An 18,055-nucleotide genomic window follows, 5' to 3' on the forward strand; every position below is an offset into this window, starting at 1 on the left:
TCACTGCTCCTGCGGCACGAGCGCGTTAATCTTCTCCACGAGCGCCTTCACCATGTCGTTGTCGCCGCCCGCCTGGCCAACCGCCAATCCGATCAGGAATGTGGTGATGGGGCCTGCCGGGCGCGTGACGTTGTGCGCCACCTCGCGCGTCAGGTCCAGCAGTTCCTTGATTGCGGGATCCGTCGCGGCCTGCGCGTCGAGTCCCAACTCTTCGGCCACGAGCGTGGCCCACTGCGTAAGGTCAGTCATTCTTTCCTCCAGCGTTCTCGGTGTGTATAGCGGTCATAAGTGCGGCAAAGTCTTCGGGCGTATCGCAATCGGCAACTAAGTGTGCAGGGATTGGAACCTCCACCCGTGTGAGCTCGGCGGTCAGAGCGCGCAGCGGGAGCCCTTGGAGACGTGCGTCTCCCTGCGCTCCCTCCCGCAGCGACTCGAGGGCCTGGTCCAGGCTTCCCGTGCGGTAGAGGGCAACGAGCGGCTGAAACCTGCCGTCACCATCGACGGCCGCAACCACATCCACGGTTGATATGGCGGCCTCGGCTAACTGCCAGAGCGCCGGAAGAGCGCGGGCAGAAAACGGCGCATCGCACGCCAGCACGAACGTCCACTCAGTGGGGTCCCTCAGCGCTTGCACTCCCGCGGAGACCCCGGTGAGCGGCCCGCCGCCGGGAGGATCCTCCATGGTCCAGTCCGTGCCCCGGACACCATCGCGCACAGGGCCAACTACCACCCGCTGGCCGTGCGGAGAGAAGCCGGCCAAATCGTCGATAATCACCTGCACAAACGGGCGGCCTGCAACGTCCAGGAGCGCCTTATCGCGGCCGCCAAAGCGGCGCGAGGCGCCGCCCGCCAGCACGATCGAGTTGAGCGCGGGGATCACGAGGCGGCCAGCGCTTCCCAGTAGGCGGCGATGCCGCCGCGCAAGGACGTGACGCGCTCGAAGCCGAGCGCAGCCAGATGCTGGGCGGCGGTCATTGAGCGCATGCCGGCGGCGCAGTACAGCAGGACCGGCCGCGACGACTCGAGGCCGAGGGATTCGGCTGACGATAGGTCGAGCGTGAGGATGTGGTCGAGTGGAATGTGCTCGGAACCAGGGATGCAACCTGCTGCGCGCTCGGCCGCCGTGCGAACGTCGAGCACGATGGAGTCCTCAAACTCGCCGGCGATGAGTTGGACGGCGGATGCCTCGGGGATCTGTGTGGTTTCCGGGTCTTCTGAGTGTGGCGTTTGGCTTGTGGAGTGCGAGGGGGTGGAGTGCGAGGTGGCGGGGAAGGCGCAGGCGGCTGCTGAGTCAGCGCCCGACTCCTCGACCGACCGGGCGAGCGCTTCCGCAACCGAGGTTCGGGCAGACGGGGAGCACACGCACCCGGGGCGCTGAGCGACCGGGACATACTCCCACTGGCCGCTCAGTCCGTCGAAGACGCCCATCGTGCCCACGAGCGGCTCGCCGAACGAAGCGAGGATCTTTATGGCCTCGAAGGCCTGGGTAGTACCCACGAGGCCCGGCAAGACACCAAGTACCCCGCCCTCGGCGCAACTCGGAACCGAACCCTGCGGTGGAGGCGAGGGGAATACACAGCGCAGGCACGGGCCGTGCTCGGCGGCGAACACGGAGAGTTGCGCATCGAACTGGAAAATCGCGGCCCACACGTACGGGACGCCCAGCGCAACGCACACGTCGTTGAGAAGATAGCGGGTGGAGAAATTGTCCGTGCCATCGAGCACCAGATCCGCGCCGGCAACCAAGGTTGCGACGTTCTCTACAGTGAGCCTCTCACTCACGGTGTTCACCGTGATCAGAGGATTGATGTCCCGCATTGTTGCGGCCGCAGAGTCCACCTTGAGTTGGCCAAGGTTCGAGGACCCGTGAATGGTCTGGCGCTGCAGGTTGGACACGTCAACAACGTCATCATCTATCACCGTGATCCGACCGACACCCGCCGCGGCGAGGTACTGGAGAGCGGGGGAGCCGAGCCCGCCAGCCCCGACCGCCAGAACTCGCGCGCTACGCAGGGCAAGCTGGCCAGGCACGCCGAAGCCGGGAAGGGTGAGGTGCCGGGCATAGCGGACCCGCTCGGCAGGAGTGAGGTCGGGAGTGCTCGCGGTGGAGGTGACTGCAGTGTCTGCCACGGCTCCTACTGTGGTGCCGACCGGTGTGTCGACTGCCGTGTCGGCGGCAGGAGTGCCCGTGGAAGAGGTTTCGGACCCAGAGGACTTCAGCATAGGGTTCAGTGTTCCATATTAAAAACCATGGTTCTTGAGAAAAAGGTCCCAGCGTTTTGTGGGGAGACTGATGCGCACAATGTCAGTGGGCGGAATTAAGGTAGAAGCATGCGTCCAGTAACAGACCTCGTACGTGCCGAGAACTCCTTCGAAGTCGTCTCCGAGTACTCCCCGGCCGGTGACCAGCCCACTGCTATCGCCGAGCTTGCGGAGCGCATTCGAGGAGGCGAAAAGGACGTGGTTCTGCTGGGTGCCACGGGTACCGGAAAGTCGGCAACGAGTGCCTGGTTGATTGAGGAGTTGCAGCGCCCCACGCTTGTGATGGCACCTAACAAGACGCTCGCGGCCCAGCTGGCCACGGAGTTCCGCGAACTCCTGCCCAACAACGCTGTCGAATACTTTGTGTCCTACTACGATTACTACCAGCCAGAGGCGTACATCGCCCAAACGGACACGTACATCGAAAAGGACTCCTCTATTAACGAGGAAGTTGAGAGGCTCAGACACTCCGCCACCAACAACCTGCTAACCCGCCGAGACGTGGTCGTGGTGGCCTCGGTGTCCTGCATCTATGGTCTGGGAACCCCGCAGGAATACGTGGACCGCATGGTCAGGATCGATGTAGGCGACGAGATCGACCGCGACCAACTGCTGCGCCAGTTTGTGCTCATGCAGTACGCCCGAAACGACGTGGCCTTCACGCGCGGGACGTTCCGTGTGCGCGGAGACACGGTGGAGATCATTCCTGTGTATGAGGAACTCGCCATCCGGCTCGAGTTCTTTGGGGATGAGGTTGACGCCATCTACACGCTGCACCCGCTCACCGGCGAGATTGTGTCCAAGGTCAACAGCATCCACATCTTCCCGGCGACCCACTACGTGGCCGGCCCTGAGCGCATGGAACGCGCCATCAACTCGATCGAGGCGGAACTCAAGGTGCGCCTGGATGAGCTCGAGAGGCAGAACAAGTTGCTGGAAGCCCAGCGCCTGCGCATGCGCACCACCTACGACATCGAGATGATGCGCCAAGTGGGGAGCTGCTCAGGGATTGAAAACTACTCGAGGCATATCGACGGCCGCGAGTCCGGGAGTGCACCCAACACGCTGCTCGACTACTTCCCAGACGATTTCCTGCTCATCATTGACGAATCCCACGTGACCGTCCCGCAGATCGGCGCGATGTATGAGGGCGACATGTCCCGCAAGCGGAGCCTCGTGGAGCACGGTTTCCGTCTCCCGAGCGCTATGGATAACCGCCCGCTCAAGTGGGAGGAGTTCGTGGACCGCATCGGCCAGACCGTCTACCTCTCCGCGACCCCCGGCGACTACGAGATGGCGCTCTCGGACGGTTACGTCGAACAGATCATCAGGCCCACCGGACTCGTCGACCCGCAGATCACAGTCAAGCCCACCAAGGGACAGATTGACGATCTGCTGGGAGAGATCAACGAACGCGTGGCCAAGGACGAGCGCGTGCTTGTCACCACTTTGACCAAGAAGATGGCAGAAGACCTCACCGACTACTTCTTGGACAAGGGCGTGCGCGTGCGATACCTGCACTCGGACATCGACACGCTGCGACGCGTTGAGCTCCTCCGGGAGCTTCGCCTCGGCGAGTACGACGTTCTCGTGGGAATTAACCTCCTGCGTGAGGGGCTCGACCTTCCCGAGGTGTCGCTCGTGGCAATCCTGGACGCGGACAAGCAGGGATTTCTTCGCTCGCCACGTTCCCTCATCCAGACCATCGGCCGTGCCGCACGTAACGTGTCCGGCCAGGTTCACATGTACGCAGACTCGATCACGCCCGCAATGGCCCACGCGATCGAGGAGACCGACCGCCGCCGCGAGAAGCAGATCGCATACAACACCGAGCGCGGGATTGACCCTCAGCCTCTGCGCAAAAAGATCGCGGACGTCACGGACATGCTCGCCCGCGAGGACATCGACACTCAGGACCTGCTCAAGGGAGGCTACCGACGAGAGGCCGACCGCAGCGCAGCTACTTCAGCGGTAGAAAAGGCGTTTACCGTGAGCGCTTCCACGGACCTCGCGAGCCTGATCGAGCAGCTTACCGCGCAGATGCACGAGGCCGCAGAGAACCTCCAGTTCGAACTTGCGGCCCGTCTACGTGATGAGCTCTCCGACCTGAAAAAGGAACTGCGTCAGATGAACGAGGCAACCAAGTAACCGTGACTAGTTTTCTCACCGGTGTGGAGCGTCCGCGCGGCGTGTTCGTGGGCCTGACAGTGCTCGACATCCTGAGCAGGGTGCAGCACGCCCCCGCGCAGAACGAGAAGGTCACGGCGCTGCGCCAAGATATAGCGGCGGGCGGTCCTGCTGCCAATGCTGCAGTGACTTTCGCGGCGCTCGGCGGCGAGGCCGTGCTTGTTACAGCGCTAGGGGAGGGCGCGCCCTCGGATCTGGCGCGCGCGGACCTCGAGTCCCACGGCGTGCGGATCATCGACTGCGCACCGCCGAGCTTTGCGCTCGGACTTTCAAGCATCACCGTCATCGACGGGAACGGCGACCGTTCCGTGGTGTCCACGGATGGCGGGTCGGTGGTGGTTGAACTTGAGTCGGACGCCGCCGCTGCGGTGAGCGAGGGTCTGTCTGGGGCGGGTGTTGTTTTAGCTGACGGGCATCACCCCGAGATGCTTCGCGCGGTGCTGGCTCTGGTGCCCTCGGACATCCCTGTCGTAGTTGATGCGGGCCGCTGGAAGCCCCAGTTTGAATGGATCCTCGAGCCAGATCGTCACATTGTGGCGTCTGCGGACTTCACAGACCCGCACGGATGGATGCCCTCGGACGGAAACACCCCGAGCGGGCGGCTCGCCGGCGGCGTTGTCGTGCAGACCCACGGGGCGGGGCCAATCGCTTGGCACGCATTCGGCGCCACTGGAGAGGTCCCCGCACACAGCGTGCGGGCGGTCGATACGCTTGGCGCAGGAGATGCCTTCCACGGAGGGTACGCGTACGGCGTGGCGCTGACGGGACCCGGCAATATCGTCGAAAATTTGGGGCTTGCCGCGCGCGTGGCGGCCACGCGAGTGTCCCATGTGGGTCCACGCAACTGGCTCAAATACCTAGGATGACAAGCCAAAATGCGTGGAACGTGACGCATCTCGCCTGTGACTAGAGGCGTACAAGACGAAAGTTCCGGTGCCCATAGGCGATAATGGACGATGGAGAAGGGGAGTATCCCACCAACTGCGATGTCGTCATCACGGTCGTCCCATGACGGACCCGGGGTCGCGGGCCTACTACGAACGCTTGGGTCAAAGCGAACGTTGGAATACGCGTAAGGCGTGAGGCGGGAGAGACCTTCGGTCACCTACGTGCCGGAGGTTTATCGGTGGATAGCGTTCATATCGTTCTGTGGATCGTCACAGTAGCCCTAATTTTGGTCATGTTGACCGTCGACTTCGTGGGACACGTGCGCAAGCCGCACGCACCAACGATCAAGGAAGCCGCAGTCTGGTCGGCAATCTATATCGCCATCGCAGTGATTTTTGGCGGCATCATCTGGGGCGTGTACGGCAGCCAGATGGGAACCGAGTACTTTGCCGGTTACCTGACTGAGAAGTCACTTTCGCTCGACAACCTGTTCGTGTTTATCCTGATCATGGCCGCGTTTAAGGTCCCCCGCGAAGACCAGCAGAAGGTTCTGCTGTTCGGAATCGTGGTTGCGCTGATCTTCCGCACCATCTTCATCCTGCTCGGTGCAGCTGTCATTGAGAACTACTCGTGGGTCTTCTACATCTTTGGTGCGTTCCTAGTGTGGACCGCAATCCACCAGGCTCTTCCAAGCAAGGAAGAGGACGAGTACCACGAGAACGCGCTCATCCGTAAGCTCCGCACCGTCCTTCCTCTGGCCGACTCCTACGTGGGCGACCGCGTGTTCGTCAAGGTTGATGGCAAGCGCATGGTGACCCCAATGATCATTGTCATGATCGCAATTGGATCCGCCGACCTGCTGTTCGCAGTCGACTCGATTCCTGCAATCTTCGGACTCACCCAGGACCCATACCTGGTGTTTGCTGCCAACGCATTCTCGTTGCTCGGTCTTCGCCAGCTCTTCTTCCTTGTAGACGGTCTGCTTGAGCGCCTTGTGTACCTCAACTACGGTCTGGCCGTCATCCTCGGCTTCATCGGTGTGAAGCTTGTGCTGCACGCACTGCATGTGAACGAACTGCCATTCATCAACGGTGGCCAGCCTGTTCTCGGAGCGCCGGAGATCACGATCGGTACGTCGATGGCCGTCATCGTGGGCACGCTCGTTGTCACCACGATTGCATCGCTCATCAAGGACAAGTCCGACCGCAAGAAGCAACTCGAGTCCGTTCAGGGCTGATTGGCTGCTGAATAGGATGACAAAGCGGGGTGGGTTTCACCAGATTCTTCTGGTGAAACCCACCCCGCTTGTGTGTGTCGACTGGTCGGTCAACGAGACCTAGATGAACATTTTGGTGTTCGGGTGCGGTCGGCAGACGATCAGTGTTGGATCGCTGGGCGCTCGCTATGCCTTTGTCAGGCAGTGGCCCACGGGCCGACCACGATGTTCCACTCCACAACGGCACGGTCAACAACGAGGCCAGCCTGCCAGAACGGATCTTGCTCGAGAAGGCCCAAGGCGGCGCCAGCGTCGGCGGCGCGGACGATAATAAGCGCGCCGCTCATGTCTTCTTGGCGGACGGGGCCAGAAGCCATGACGGAACCAGCCGCCGCAAGTGCGGTCAGGTAGGCGCGGTGCGAGGGGCGGTGCTCGTCGAGGGCTGCAACATTGGGGGAGTACACGTACGTGATTGCGAAAGTCTGCATGCCAGATTCTAACCAGGTGGCAAGGAAAAAGTGGTCATGCCAACATCACGACTTGGACAAGGCGAGCGACCGCTCCCGGCGTGAGGCGCGGACCAGCGGTCCTGTCGGATTGGTGGTGCTAGTTGGGAAGGGCCGAAAAAATGTGTCCCGCCACACCGATTCGAACACGTGTACGACGGCCTACTTTACGCATAAGATGGTCGGGTGACTGATCGACTTATCGTGCAAGGCGCCCGCGAACACAACCTCAAGAACATCGACATTGATCTGCCCCGCGATCAACTCATAGTGTTCACGGGTCTATCAGGTTCCGGAAAGTCCTCCCTGGCGTTCGACACCATTTTTGCGGAGGGTCAGCGCCGTTATGTTGAGTCGCTGTCCGCGTATGCGCGCCAGTTCCTTGGGCAGATGGACAAGCCCAACGTGGACTTCATCGAGGGCCTGTCGCCGGCCGTGTCTATCGACCAAAAGTCTACGAACCGCAACCCTCGGTCGACCGTGGGAACGATCACCGAGGTCTACGACTACCTGCGCCTGCTGTTCGCCCGCGCCGGAACACAGTACTGCCCAACCTGCGGCGAGCAGATCACCGCACAGACGCCGCAGCAGATCGTTGACCGCCTGCTTGCACTCCCAGAGGGCACACGCTTCCAGATCCTTGCCCCAGTCATCCGCGGACGCAAGGGCGAATACCAGGAGCTCTTTGCCGAGCTCCAGGCCAAGGGCTTTGCGCGTGTCCGCGTGGACGGAGAGGTGCACTCGCTGTCTGAGCCGCCAACCTTGGAAAAGAAGATCAAACACACGATCGAGGTCATCGTTGACCGCCTCGTGGTGAAGGATTCGATCAAGCAGCGTCTGACCGACTCCGTGGAGACCGCTCTACTTACAGCAGAGGGGCTCGTCATTGTCGACATGGTTGACCTTGACGCAGATGACCCCACCCGTGAGCGCCGCTTCTCGGAGAAGCGCGCCTGCCCGAACGACCACGAGCTGACTCTGGACGAGATCGAGCCCCGCACGTTCTCCTTCAACGCCCCGTACGGTGCGTGCCCCGTGTGTACTGGACTCGGCAACCGCCTCGAGATCGACCCGCAACTGGTCATCCCGGATGACGAGAAGTCAATTTCCCAGGGCGCCATCGCCCCGTGGGCGAGCTCGAGCTCGGAGTATTACGAGCGTGTGCTAACCGCACTCGCCGACGAGCTTGACTTCTCACTCGACACGCCGTGGAAGGACCTGCCACAGGATATCCAGGACGCGGTCCTGCATGGCAAGGACCACAAGGTGCACGTAAAGTACCGCAACCGATGGGGGCGCGAACGCGCGTACTCCACGGGCTTCGAGGGCGTTATCGCCTCGATCGAGCGCCGCCACAACGAGACCGATTCGGAGTGGGCAAAGGAAAAGTACGAGGCGTTCATGCGCGAGGTGCCCTGCCCTGAGTGTGACGGGACGCGCCTCAAGCCTGAGGTTCTCGCCGTCAAAGTCGGCGGCAAGTCGATTGCCGAGGTCTGCGCACTCTCCATCAAGGACTGCAAGCCATTCCTCGACGCACTTGAACTCGGCGTCCGTGAGCGGCAGATTGCCGCTGCAGTCCTCAAGGAGATCCAAGACCGCCTCGGTTTCCTCCTCGACGTTGGTCTGGATTACCTGACACTGTCACGCGCAGCGGGAACCCTGTCCGGTGGAGAAGCCCAGCGCATCCGCCTCGCCACTCAGATTGGTTCGGGCTTGGTGGGTGTGCTGTACGTGCTCGACGAGCCGTCGATCGGACTACACCAGCGCGACAACCGCAGGCTGATTGATACCCTGACCCGCCTGAGGGACCTCGGAAACACCCTCATCGTTGTTGAGCACGACGAGGACACCATCCGAATGGCCGACTGGATCGTGGACATCGGTCCTGGCGCTGGCGAGCACGGTGGACACGTGGTGCACTCCGGCTCTTACAAGGAGCTCCTCAAGAACAAGAAGTCCGTGACCGGGCAGTATCTCTCCGGCGCCAAGGAAATCGAGCTTCCTGCCTCCCGCCGCGGCGTGAACAAGGAACGCATGCTCCGCGTTGTTGAGGCCCGGGAGAACAACCTCCAGAACGTGGACGTGGACTTCCCACTCGGCGTGCTGACCGCAGTCACTGGTGTTTCTGGTTCGGGTAAGTCGACCCTGGTGAACTCAATCCTGTACACGGTGCTTGCCAACAAACTAAACGGCGCGCGGCGCGTAGCAGGTCTGCACAGGCGTGTAGAGGGTCTCGAACACCTCGACAAGGTGGTTCACGTTGACCAGGGTCCTATCGGCCGCACACCGCGCTCGAACCCTGCCACGTACACGGGCCTGTGGGACAACATCCGCAAGCTCTTTGCGGAGACCAACGAGTCCAAGGTTCGTGGCTACGGTCCCGGACGCTTCTCGTTCAATGTCAAGGGTGGACGCTGCGAGGCATGCTCGGGTGACGGAACCATCAAGATCGAGATGAACTTCCTGCCGGACGTCTACGTCCCGTGCGAGGTATGCCAGGGTGCGCGGTATAACCGCGAAACTCTGGAGATCAAGTTCAAGGGCAAGTCTGTGCAGGATGTCCTCGAGATGCCCATCGAGGAAGCAGCGGAGTTTTTCGCCGCCATTCCCGCCATTGCACGTCACCTTAATACGCTCGTGTCGGTAGGACTCGGCTATGTTCGTCTTGGCCAGCCTGCTCCGACACTCTCGGGTGGAGAGGCGCAGCGTGTTAAGCTCGCCGCCGAACTCCAGAAGCGTTCCACGGGACGCACCATCTATGTCCTTGATGAGCCCACCACGGGCCTCCACTTCGAGGACATTCGCAAGCTGCTCTTGGTGCTCCAGGGCCTAGTGGACAAGGGCAATACGGTACTGGTCATCGAGCACAACCTCGACGTCATTAAGAGCTCCGACTGGGTCATTGACATGGGCCCTGAGGGAGGCTCCGGTGGTGGAACGGTTGTAGCCGAGGGGACCCCCGAGCTCGTCGCGGCGACCAAGGCCTCCCACACGGGCAAGTACCTCAAGGAACTGCTGGATGCGCACCCGGCAGTGCCGGTTGCTGATCCTGTTCCTGTAGGAAAGGTACCCGCCAAGACCGCTGCTAAGAAGAAGGCAACCTCCTCGCGCGCTACCCGAATCAAGAAGAAGGACTAGCGCGCCACCACGGCACCACTTCAGTTGTTCGAGTACCCGGAAAGTGACATAGTCGCACCATGGCTGACCCATCCACCTATCGCCCGAAACCCGGGGAGATCCCTACGAACCCCGGGGTCTACCGCTTTCGTGATCACGAGGGCAGGGTCATCTACGTGGGCAAGGCCAAGAATCTGCGCAGCCGGCTGTCCAATTACTTCCAGGACCTCTCGGCGCTGCACCCGCGAACTCAAACCATGGTCACCACGGCAAGCGCTGTGGAGTGGACAATCGTGGGCACCGAAGTTGAGGCGCTGGCCCTCGAGTACACCTGGATCAAGGAGTTCGAGCCTCGCTTCAACGTCAAGCTCAAGGACGATAAGTCTTACCCGTTCCTGATGGTCACCATGTCGGAGGAAGTGCCGCGCGCCCAGGTGATGCGAGGCTCCAAGAAGGCGGGCAACCGCTACTTCGGTCCGTTCGGTCACGCGTGGGCGATCAGAGAAACCCTTGACCTGCTGCTGCGCGTGTTTCCGATACGCACGTGTTCAGCGGGTGTTTACAACCGCGCCAAGCGCTCGGGCCGCCCGTGCCTCCTCGGTTACATCGACAAGTGTTCCGCGCCGTGCGTTGAGCGCATCACCCTAGAAAAACACCGGGAGCTTGCGGAGGACTTCTGTTCCTTCATGGAGGGTGACACCGGACGGTTCATCCGCAACATCGAGGACCGCATGAAGGCTGCCGCCAAGGACCTAGACTTCGAGACGGCGGCACGTATGCGCGACGACATCACGGCGCTCAAGCGCGCGCTCGAGAAGAACGCCGTGGTGCTTTCGGACGCCACCGACGCCGACATCTTTGGCATCTACGGGGACGACCTCGAAGCTGCGGTCCAGGTGTTTCACGTGCGCGGCGGACGCATCCGTGGTCAGCGCGGCTGGGTCGTGGAAAAGGTCGAGGACATTTCCGACGAGCAACTGGTGGACCGGCTCATTCAGCAGGTGTACGCGCAGGAGATTCCCTTTGAGGAACTCACTCGCGATCAGCAGCACGAGCGCAGGAACGCGGTGCCACGTGAAGTGCTTGTCCCAATACTCCCTGAGGATGTAGAAGACGCAACGCAGTGGCTTACCCAGCTCCGCGGAAGCGCCGTCTCCGTCCGCATCCCGCAGCGCGGGGAAAAGGCGGAACTCGCCAAGACTGTTCTGGCCAACGCCGAGCAGGCGCTCAAACTGCACCGCACGCGCCGATCCTCGGACCTGACCAGCCGCAGCCAGGCGCTGCGGGAGATCCAGGAAGCACTCGACCTTGACTCAGCTCCACTGCGCATTGAGTGCTACGACGTCTCCCACAACCAGGGCACCTACCAGTCCGCCTCAATGGTCGTATTCGAGGACGGCATGGCCAAGAAGAACCAGTACCGCGTGTTCAACGTCCGAGGACCCGAGGGCGAGGGGGCCCGGGACGACACCGCGGCAATGTACGAGGTCATCACTCGCAGGTTCAAGCGCTACCTCAAAGACCAGGACTCCGCCTCGCAGGAGGAACTCATCCTGTCCTCGGGAGAGATCACTGAGGACGATGACGCCACGCTCGCCCGCGACCCACACCGGTTCGCGTATGCGCCGAGTCTCGTAATTGTGGACGGCGGCCAGCCGCAGGTTGCCGCGGCAGCCCGTGCCCTGAGCGATCTGGGCATTGACGATGTGGCGCTGTGTGGTCTTGCCAAGAGGCTTGAGGAGATTTGGCTCCCGGACGACGACTATCCGGTAATCCTGCGTAGGTCCTCCGAAGGCCTGTACCTCATGCAACGTCTGCGCGACGAGGCCCACAGGTTTGCCATTACTGCGCACCGCAAGCGCAGGTCCAAGGGCATGATTGTCTCGGAACTCGACGCTATCCCGGGGCTCGGGCCTGCCAAGGCCGCGAACTTGCTCAAGCATTTTGGCTCTCTCAAGAAGCTCAAGGCCGCCTCGATTGAGGAGATTGCCGCGGTCAAGGGCTACGCTCTTCCCTCGGCCACTAAGTTGCATGCACAGCTGCACCCCGGAACGCCGGCGGGCGAGGCCTGATCTGGTGCTTGGCGAGTGGCGGAGCGCGCCTGGCCGCTCAAAGTTTGGCATGCTTAAGGCATGACTATCGAGCCAGACCCCCTAACCGTTCCCCAAGGTATCCCCGCTGTTGATCAGGCCGCGCACACCCCCAAGGCGCAGTTTTCTGAGGTCTTGATTGTGACTGGCATGTCAGGCGCGGGTCGCTCACGCGCGGCCGCGGTTCTTGAGGACCTTGACTGGTACGTAGTCGACAACCTCCCTCCGAAGATGCTGATGCCACTCGTAGGCATGATGACGCACGCCGGCTCGAGCATCTATCGCCTCGCCGCCGTGGTTGATGTGCGTGGACGCGAGTTCTTCAACGATCTGTACGAGGTGCTTCAGCACTTTGAGACTGTCGGCGTTTCATACCGAATCATGTTCCTCGATGCGTCGGATGAGGTTCTGGTTCGCCGCTTTGAGCAGGTGCGTAGGCCGCACCCTCTCCAGGCTGATGGCGGGATCCTCGATGGCATCACGGTTGAGCGGTCTCTTCTTACAGGCCTGAAGTCACGTGCCGATTTTGTCATCGACACCTCCGAGCGCAACGTGCACGACCTTGCGAGAGTGGTTCGTTCGACTATTTCCGACGATCACCAGGACCAGCTGCGCATCAACGTTATGTCGTTCGGATTCAAGTACGGAATCCCGCTCGACGCTGATCACGTGGCCGACATGAGATTTCTTGCCAACCCCTTCTGGATCGATGAGCTGCGCCACCTGACTGGTCGTGACGAGCCTGTATCCGACTACGTGTTATCTCTGCCTGGGGCACAACAATTCATCGAGAACTACGTGAAGGCGCTCCAGCCCGTGTTCGCGGGATACCTCAACGAAGAAAAGCGGTTTGCTACCATCGCGATTGGCTGCACGGGCGGTAAGCACCGCTCCGTTGCGATCAGCGAGGAGATCGGCAAGCGCCTAAGGGCACTTGGATTTGGCGTGACGGTCACCGCGCGCGATCTTGGTAAGGAGTGACGATGCAGCCGGCCGTCGTAGCCTTGGGCGGTGGGCACGGGCTTGCGGCCTCGCTCTCTGCACTCCGGCTGATGACGGAGAAGCTGACCGCTGTTGTGACAGTTGCAGACGACGGCGGTTCTTCGGGGCGGCTCCGCAGCGAACTCGATGTGTTGCCTCCGGGTGACCTACGCATGGCCCTGGCTGCACTCTGTGACGACTCCGAGTGGGGGAGGACTTGGCGTGATCTGCTGCAGCACCGCTTCACTTCCTCGGGTGACCTCAACAACCACGCAGTGGGCAATCTTCTGATTGTCGCCCTGTGGGAGATCCTCGGTGATTCCGTTGAGGGCCTTGATTGGGTGGGGCGTTTGCTTGGCGCCCGCGGTCGCGTTCTCCCAATGTCTTCGGTGCCACTATCGATTGAGGCGGACATGCTATTCGGTGGTGAATCGGTGACGGTCAGGGGCCAGTCTAAGGTGGCCTCGACTCCCGGCCAGGTTGAGAACTTGCGTCTCATTCCGAGTGATCCTCCTGCGTGTGAGGAGGCGGTTGAGGCGGTCATGGAAGCCGACTGGATCGTACTTGGCCCGGGCTCGTGGTTTAGTTCCGTCATGCCGCACCTGCTGGTTCCGGACTTGGCTCGCGCCCTGCACGAGACTCCGGCTCGTCGTTGCCTGACCATGAATCTGGGCACGTCGGTCTCGGAAACGCTGGGAATGGACGCTGCGGACCTGCTCGCCGCTTTGCGGCATCACGCCCCGGATCTGCGCATTGACGCGGTCCTTGCGGACCCGTCCGCAGTGGAAAATGCTGATGCGCTTCTCGACGAGGCTGCTGGCTTTGGTGCTCGTGTCCTGTTCCGGCAGGTCAAGCGAGGCGATGGGACCGCACGCCATGACTCCCTGCGTCTTGCGGCTGCCTACCGCGATGTGTTCGACGACTTCTTGGGTGATGTGGGAACTATCTCCTCCTAAATTGCCTTCCGTGGGTTTTCACGGAGGAAATGCTGCGTGAACTGGGGAAACATCTGGGCTTATAGTGGCCGGGGACGTTTTATCATGTGCACCGTAACCCGCATGAAATCAACAACTTACAACGATTCACTAGGTTCCAGAGCGTCCCACAGCGTCCAGAAACGAGTCTCCATGACCGGCCCTGAACTACCAGGACATCGCACCCAAGAAGAAGTTCTCAAATCTGCTGCCGGGATCGACCAGCTCATCCGTGCTGGCGTCGACAAGACCGTCATCATGTACACCCTGCAAGCACGCAAAGCATGGAGGGGGAAACGCGACTGGCCGCCCCTCACCACGCTCATGCATGTCGTGGCGGAACCTCGCATACAAGAGTTCGATGAGCTCCTCTATGCGGCCGTCCGTAAACGAGTTCGTGACCTAACCCAATAGCTTCCAGGTGTTGTCCCAAGGTACTCTTCGGCGTGCTTGAGCTGTGAGAATAGCGTTAGTCTAGGATCTCAAAGCCGAAGGAGTAGAGTGCTCCACGGACCCCAGTCGAGAGCACGATGTGTGAGCAATCTGTTTGATGTTCTAGCAGGCCAGAATCGCAGTTCCCTGGAGGGGCGGACTGCTGAATGCCAGAGACGATTGTCGCGGCATAGGGCGCAACTCCGTAATCATCAAAGGTAAGGACGAATCCTGGGCCTCCACTATCTCCTTTCCCAATGTATCTCTTGCTATTGGCATGAGTAGTTTGAAATCCTTGGATATAGTTCATTCCACTATCGGGAAAACTCCACGTGTAACCCGCATAGGTAACGATGTGTCCGCAAGATAGCCCTCTGAATGCAGGAGAGAAGCACACTTCATCATTGACAACTGGGTTTAGACTCCCAAAGACAGGTATGTCATAGGGGTCGTCATTGGGGTTTGTTCCGATATCGTTTTGGTAGAAACCGCTTGCGTACCCGCCGGGCTTTCCGATGATTAGGGCGGCATCATGGGTGACGCTTCGTTGATTTACGGTGCCGTAGCTTCTTCCGGCCGCAGTCTGAATGGCATCGCCAACATCTGCGCAATGCGCGGCCGTGAGCATTCCTGTGACTACATTGTTAGTCACGCCGAAAGCTGTTGAACATTTAAAGTTCTTGGCTGGAATCGCGATCCAAGCACCCCCGTGCCCAATGGTGTCATCATTGCGCGATAGGGAAGGCAGGATGTCCCCTGTATCAGAGACGATCGGGAAACGCGAAACTACTGGTTTTGCTGAACGGGCACCGCTGTCCGGAATTGTTACGTGGATAGAAGAGGCGTCAACATTGACACCAGCTCCGATTACCTGTCCGCTTTGGACGAGCCTTCGCGCCTCGTCTTTCAGTTCACCGGGAACGAACTTGGTGGGCTTTACTTCAACCGAGTATTGTTTTGGCAAATCACGTAGATGACCCTCTAAAGGTTCTAGATCTCCGTGCCAATAGACTGCAAAGCCATCACGGCCGTCGTTGAGCTCGATCGCGGAGAAAGAAATCTCTTCGGAGAGTTGTTCGTTGAGCTCATCAATAAAAAGCCGCATATCATTTGGAACGGGAGGGAGCGAGAGCGTCGCATCCGCAATGCCGTGGGGCTCTGATGGTTCCTTTGCAAGTGTTCTAGCGTTTGCTGGCACCATCGATGTCAAAAGGGTTCCAACTAGAGTCAAAACCAATGGGATCTTCACATAATGTGAGTTCTTTCGTGCCTACCTCGTCTCGTCATTGAGGATTGTCAAAGTAGCATGCATGTACGTTTCGGGGCACTGCCCCGTTGTTGTCGCCTCCTTCCAAGTGATATCGGCATCCCCGCTCTTAACGAGAGACGAGTCTTTCGCCAGGATGGTGTACTCCAGTTCATCAACATGTAACGGTGAAGCAACGATTACACTCCAGGAGGTTGGAGACCTTTGGAAAGGGAAACATGGCTGGGAGTGCCCACAACTTACGCTGAGTGAAACGTCGGGATCGAAGTCAACCAGTTCCACAGAAACTTCAGTTTGGCGGGCCTCAGCGCTGCAAACCATATTTTCACTACATGAACTGAGGACACTCGAGACTAGGACAAGACTGAGTCCTAGTAATACATGGCGGCGCACGTTTCTCTCAATCTCTGGGCGACGGTGCCAGTTCCACCGTAACATGCGCTTAAGAAGGGCAATTAGAGCCGGAGTCAAGGATCCGGTTTAAACGGGGGAAGGGGTCTTTCAGGTAACGACAGCTTGCTCGAAGCTGCTGGCGCCGCGCCAACTGCGCCCGCCTGCACGTCAACGTGGCTACTCAGGCGTCCGAGCCGGGGGGCGAGCCACGGAATGAAACGTTCAAGCCAGTCGATGACGCCTGGAATGGCCATGACGGCGATCGATGCGCGGGGAGAGAGCGTGTTCCTCTCGAGACGGTGTACTCCGAACGATGGTTGCTGATCGGCCCCAAAGTGAGGAGCGAGCTAGGGGAGCGAGGGTCCGGGTTCGTCTTCACGAACAGGATGGGTAACCCCTTCGAAATTGAAGGGCTCGCGAAGGTGTGGGCTACCGCGCGCACACGGGCGTGTCTCGAGCATGTGACCGGCTGGCGTGAGAACCGGCACTTCCATGCGTCACTGCTCATCACGGATGGAATGTCACCTGTCGCTGTGGCGAAACGGTTGGGGCAAAAGGATGCTACTGAGACGTTGAGAACGTACTCTCATCTATGGCCGGATGACCATGCGAAGATGGCGTCAATCGCGGAAACTGTCTTCGCAGCGTCCACAGAGCGTCCATCGCGAGTGTTCACCCTGCTCAGGGTGGCTATGACAAACTTCTCCTCGTAACTGGCCACACGCCTGCGCAGAAGATGGCAAGATTGCACCATGGCACTCACGGCACAAGTAAAAGATGAACTTGCGCGCCTCAAAGTCGAAAAGACGAGCTGTCGCAAGGCTGAAGTAGCTGCGACGCTGAGGTTCGCGGGCGGATTGCACATTATTTCTGGCCGTATCGTCATCGAAGCAGAACTTGACACCGCAATCGCTGCCAATCGGTTGCGGACGACTATTGCTGATGTGTATGGCCACACTAGTGAACTCATTACAGTTTCCGGTGGCGGGTTGCGCAGGGGAGCGCGCTACGTTGTTCGAGTAGTGAAGGACGGGGAGTCTTTGGCTCGCCAGACGGGCTTGTTGGACTCCCGTGGACGCCCAGTTCGAGGACTCCCACCACAGATCGTCTCAGCGGGCGTTGCAGAGGCTGAAGCTGCGTGGCGTGGAGCGTTCCTCGCCCATGGATCTCTGACAGAGCCAGGACGCTCCTCAGCCCTTGAAGTCACCTGCCCGGGGCCCGAGGCTGCGCTTGCGCTAGTCGGTGCCGCGCGTCGCTTGGGAATCACTGCAAAAGCGCGCGAGGTCCGGGGCGTCGACCGAGTAGTCATTCGGGACGGTGAAGCGATTAGCTCACTCCTAGTGCGACTTGGTGCCACCGATGTCGTAGGCGTGTGGGAGGAGCGACGGCAGCGTCGTGAGGTCCGCGGCACCGCCAACCGCCTTGCAAACTTCGACGATGCCAACCTGCGCCGCTCCGCAAGGGCAGCAGTTGCGGCTGGGGCTCGTGTCGAGCGTGCATTCGAGATCCTCGGCGAAGACCTCCCTGATCACTTGCGTCAAGCGGGTGAACTGCGCTTGGCACATAAGCAAGCGTCGCTTGAGGAGCTTGGGCAACTTGCGGTACCGCCGTTGACCAAGGATGCCGTAGCGGGACGCATCCGCCGACTGTTGGCCACTGCCGATAAGCGGGCAAAGGAACTAGGTATTGCTGACACCGAAGCTGGCCTATCCTCTGATCTGCTAGATCTCTAGCTACCTGCC

14 protein-coding genes are annotated in these 18,055 nt (G+C 60.4%); 9 read left to right on the top strand and 5 right to left on the bottom strand.

The window, feature by feature from the left end; genetic code table 11:
• From HGSM_RS06960 to moeB, 3 genes are read right to left on the bottom strand one after another with little or no spacing between them, the layout of a single operon-like run.
• Positions 1–249 (bottom strand): DUF6457 domain-containing protein, encoded by a 249-nt coding sequence (locus tag HGSM_RS06960; protein ID WP_019148022.1) that lies wholly within the window; start codon positions 247–249, stop codon positions 1–3.
• Positions 242–880 (bottom strand): molybdenum cofactor guanylyltransferase, encoded by a 639-nt coding sequence (gene mobA, locus HGSM_RS06965; protein ID WP_019148023.1) that lies wholly within the window; start codon positions 878–880, stop codon positions 242–244. Before mobA ends, HGSM_RS06960 begins: the two co-directional genes overlap by 8 nt.
• A complete protein-coding gene (gene moeB, locus HGSM_RS06970) occupies positions 877–2,223 on the bottom strand; it encodes a HesA/MoeB/ThiF family protein (protein WP_019148024.1) in 1,347 nt (448 codons plus the stop codon). The genes mobA and moeB overlap by 4 nt, the downstream gene beginning before the upstream one ends.
• A 108-nt stretch (positions 2,224–2,331) precedes the next feature.
• On the opposite strand from moeB, the gene uvrB reads away from it, so the two are divergent.
• From uvrB to HGSM_RS06985, 3 genes are all read left to right on the top strand, one after another.
• The gene (gene uvrB / locus HGSM_RS06975; protein WP_019148025.1) at positions 2,332–4,410 is read left to right on the top strand and encodes an excinuclease ABC subunit UvrB; all 2,079 of its coding nucleotides are present in this window, start codon (positions 2,332–2,334) and stop codon (positions 4,408–4,410) included.
• 2 nt (positions 4,411–4,412) lie between these two features.
• Positions 4,413–5,315 (top strand): PfkB family carbohydrate kinase, encoded by a 903-nt coding sequence (locus HGSM_RS06980; RefSeq protein WP_019148026.1) that lies wholly within the window; start codon positions 4,413–4,415, stop codon positions 5,313–5,315.
• 260 nt (positions 5,316–5,575) lie between these two features.
• Entirely contained in the window at positions 5,576–6,574 is a 999-nt protein-coding gene (locus HGSM_RS06985; RefSeq protein ID WP_040594707.1) for a TerC family protein, read from the top strand.
• A gap of 176 nt (positions 6,575–6,750) precedes the next feature.
• Here the strand turns inward: HGSM_RS06985 and HGSM_RS06990 are convergent, their stop codons facing one another.
• Complete coding sequence (locus tag HGSM_RS06990) at positions 6,751–7,041, bottom strand: YciI family protein (RefSeq protein WP_019148028.1); 291 nt, start codon at positions 7,039–7,041, stop codon at positions 6,751–6,753.
• 204 nt (positions 7,042–7,245) lie between these two features.
• Between HGSM_RS06990 and uvrA the strand changes: the two genes are divergently transcribed.
• From uvrA to HGSM_RS07015, 5 genes are all read left to right on the top strand, one after another.
• Entirely contained in the window at positions 7,246–10,197 is a 2,952-nt protein-coding gene (gene uvrA, locus HGSM_RS06995; protein ID WP_019148029.1) for an excinuclease ABC subunit UvrA, read from the top strand.
• Between the two features lie 59 nt (positions 10,198–10,256).
• Complete coding sequence (uvrC, locus tag HGSM_RS07000) at positions 10,257–12,248, top strand: excinuclease ABC subunit UvrC (RefSeq protein ID WP_019148030.1); 1,992 nt, start codon at positions 10,257–10,259, stop codon at positions 12,246–12,248.
• Between the two features lie 60 nt (positions 12,249–12,308).
• The gene (gene rapZ / locus HGSM_RS07005; RefSeq protein WP_019148031.1) at positions 12,309–13,247 is read left to right on the top strand and encodes an RNase adapter RapZ; all 939 of its coding nucleotides are present in this window, start codon (positions 12,309–12,311) and stop codon (positions 13,245–13,247) included.
• 2 nt (positions 13,248–13,249) lie between these two features.
• Positions 13,250–14,203 (top strand): gluconeogenesis factor YvcK family protein, encoded by a 954-nt coding sequence (locus HGSM_RS07010; protein ID WP_019148032.1) that lies wholly within the window; start codon positions 13,250–13,252, stop codon positions 14,201–14,203.
• A 102-nt stretch (positions 14,204–14,305) separates the two neighbouring features.
• Positions 14,306–14,635 carry a hypothetical protein gene (locus HGSM_RS07015; protein ID WP_154646268.1) on the top strand — a complete coding sequence of 110 codons (330 nt, stop codon included), beginning with the start codon at positions 14,306–14,308 and terminating at the stop codon, positions 14,633–14,635.
• 55 nt (positions 14,636–14,690) lie between these two features.
• Here HGSM_RS07015 and HGSM_RS07020 read toward each other — a convergent pair whose 3' ends face one another.
• A complete protein-coding gene (locus HGSM_RS07020; RefSeq protein WP_154646269.1) occupies positions 14,691–15,902 on the bottom strand; it encodes a chymotrypsin family serine protease in 1,212 nt (403 codons plus the stop codon).
• 1,163 nt (positions 15,903–17,065) lie between these two features.
• On the opposite strand from HGSM_RS07020, the gene whiA reads away from it, so the two are divergent.
• Positions 17,066–18,046, top strand: coding sequence for a DNA-binding protein WhiA (gene whiA, locus HGSM_RS07030; RefSeq protein WP_019148036.1), 981 nt, complete (start codon positions 17,066–17,068; stop codon positions 18,044–18,046).
• Positions 18,047–18,055 lie beyond the last annotated feature (9 nt).

Source organism: Timonella senegalensis JC301, assembly GCF_000312125.1.
Lineage (GTDB): Bacteria > Actinomycetota > Actinomycetes > Actinomycetales > Cellulomonadaceae > Timonella > Timonella senegalensis.

Coding starts and splice junctions, on each gene's coding strand:
- HGSM_RS06960 (WP_019148022.1), bottom strand. CDS start 249: ATGACTGACCTTACGCAGTGGGCCACGCTCGTGGCCGAAGAGTTGGGA.
- moeB (WP_019148024.1), bottom strand. CDS start 2,223: ATGCTGAAGTCCTCTGGGTCCGAAACCTCTTCCACGGGCACTCCTGCC.
- uvrB (WP_019148025.1), top strand. CDS start 2,332: ATGCGTCCAGTAACAGACCTCGTACGTGCCGAGAACTCCTTCGAAGTC.
- HGSM_RS06990 (WP_019148028.1), bottom strand. CDS start 7,041: ATGCAGACTTTCGCAATCACGTACGTGTACTCCCCCAATGTTGCAGCC.
- uvrC (WP_019148030.1), top strand. CDS start 10,257: ATGGCTGACCCATCCACCTATCGCCCGAAACCCGGGGAGATCCCTACG.
- rapZ (WP_019148031.1), top strand. CDS start 12,309: ATGACTATCGAGCCAGACCCCCTAACCGTTCCCCAAGGTATCCCCGCT.
- HGSM_RS07010 (WP_019148032.1), top strand. CDS start 13,250: ATGCAGCCGGCCGTCGTAGCCTTGGGCGGTGGGCACGGGCTTGCGGCC.
- HGSM_RS07015 (WP_154646268.1), top strand. CDS start 14,306: ATGAAATCAACAACTTACAACGATTCACTAGGTTCCAGAGCGTCCCAC.
- whiA (WP_019148036.1), top strand. CDS start 17,066: ATGGCACTCACGGCACAAGTAAAAGATGAACTTGCGCGCCTCAAAGTC.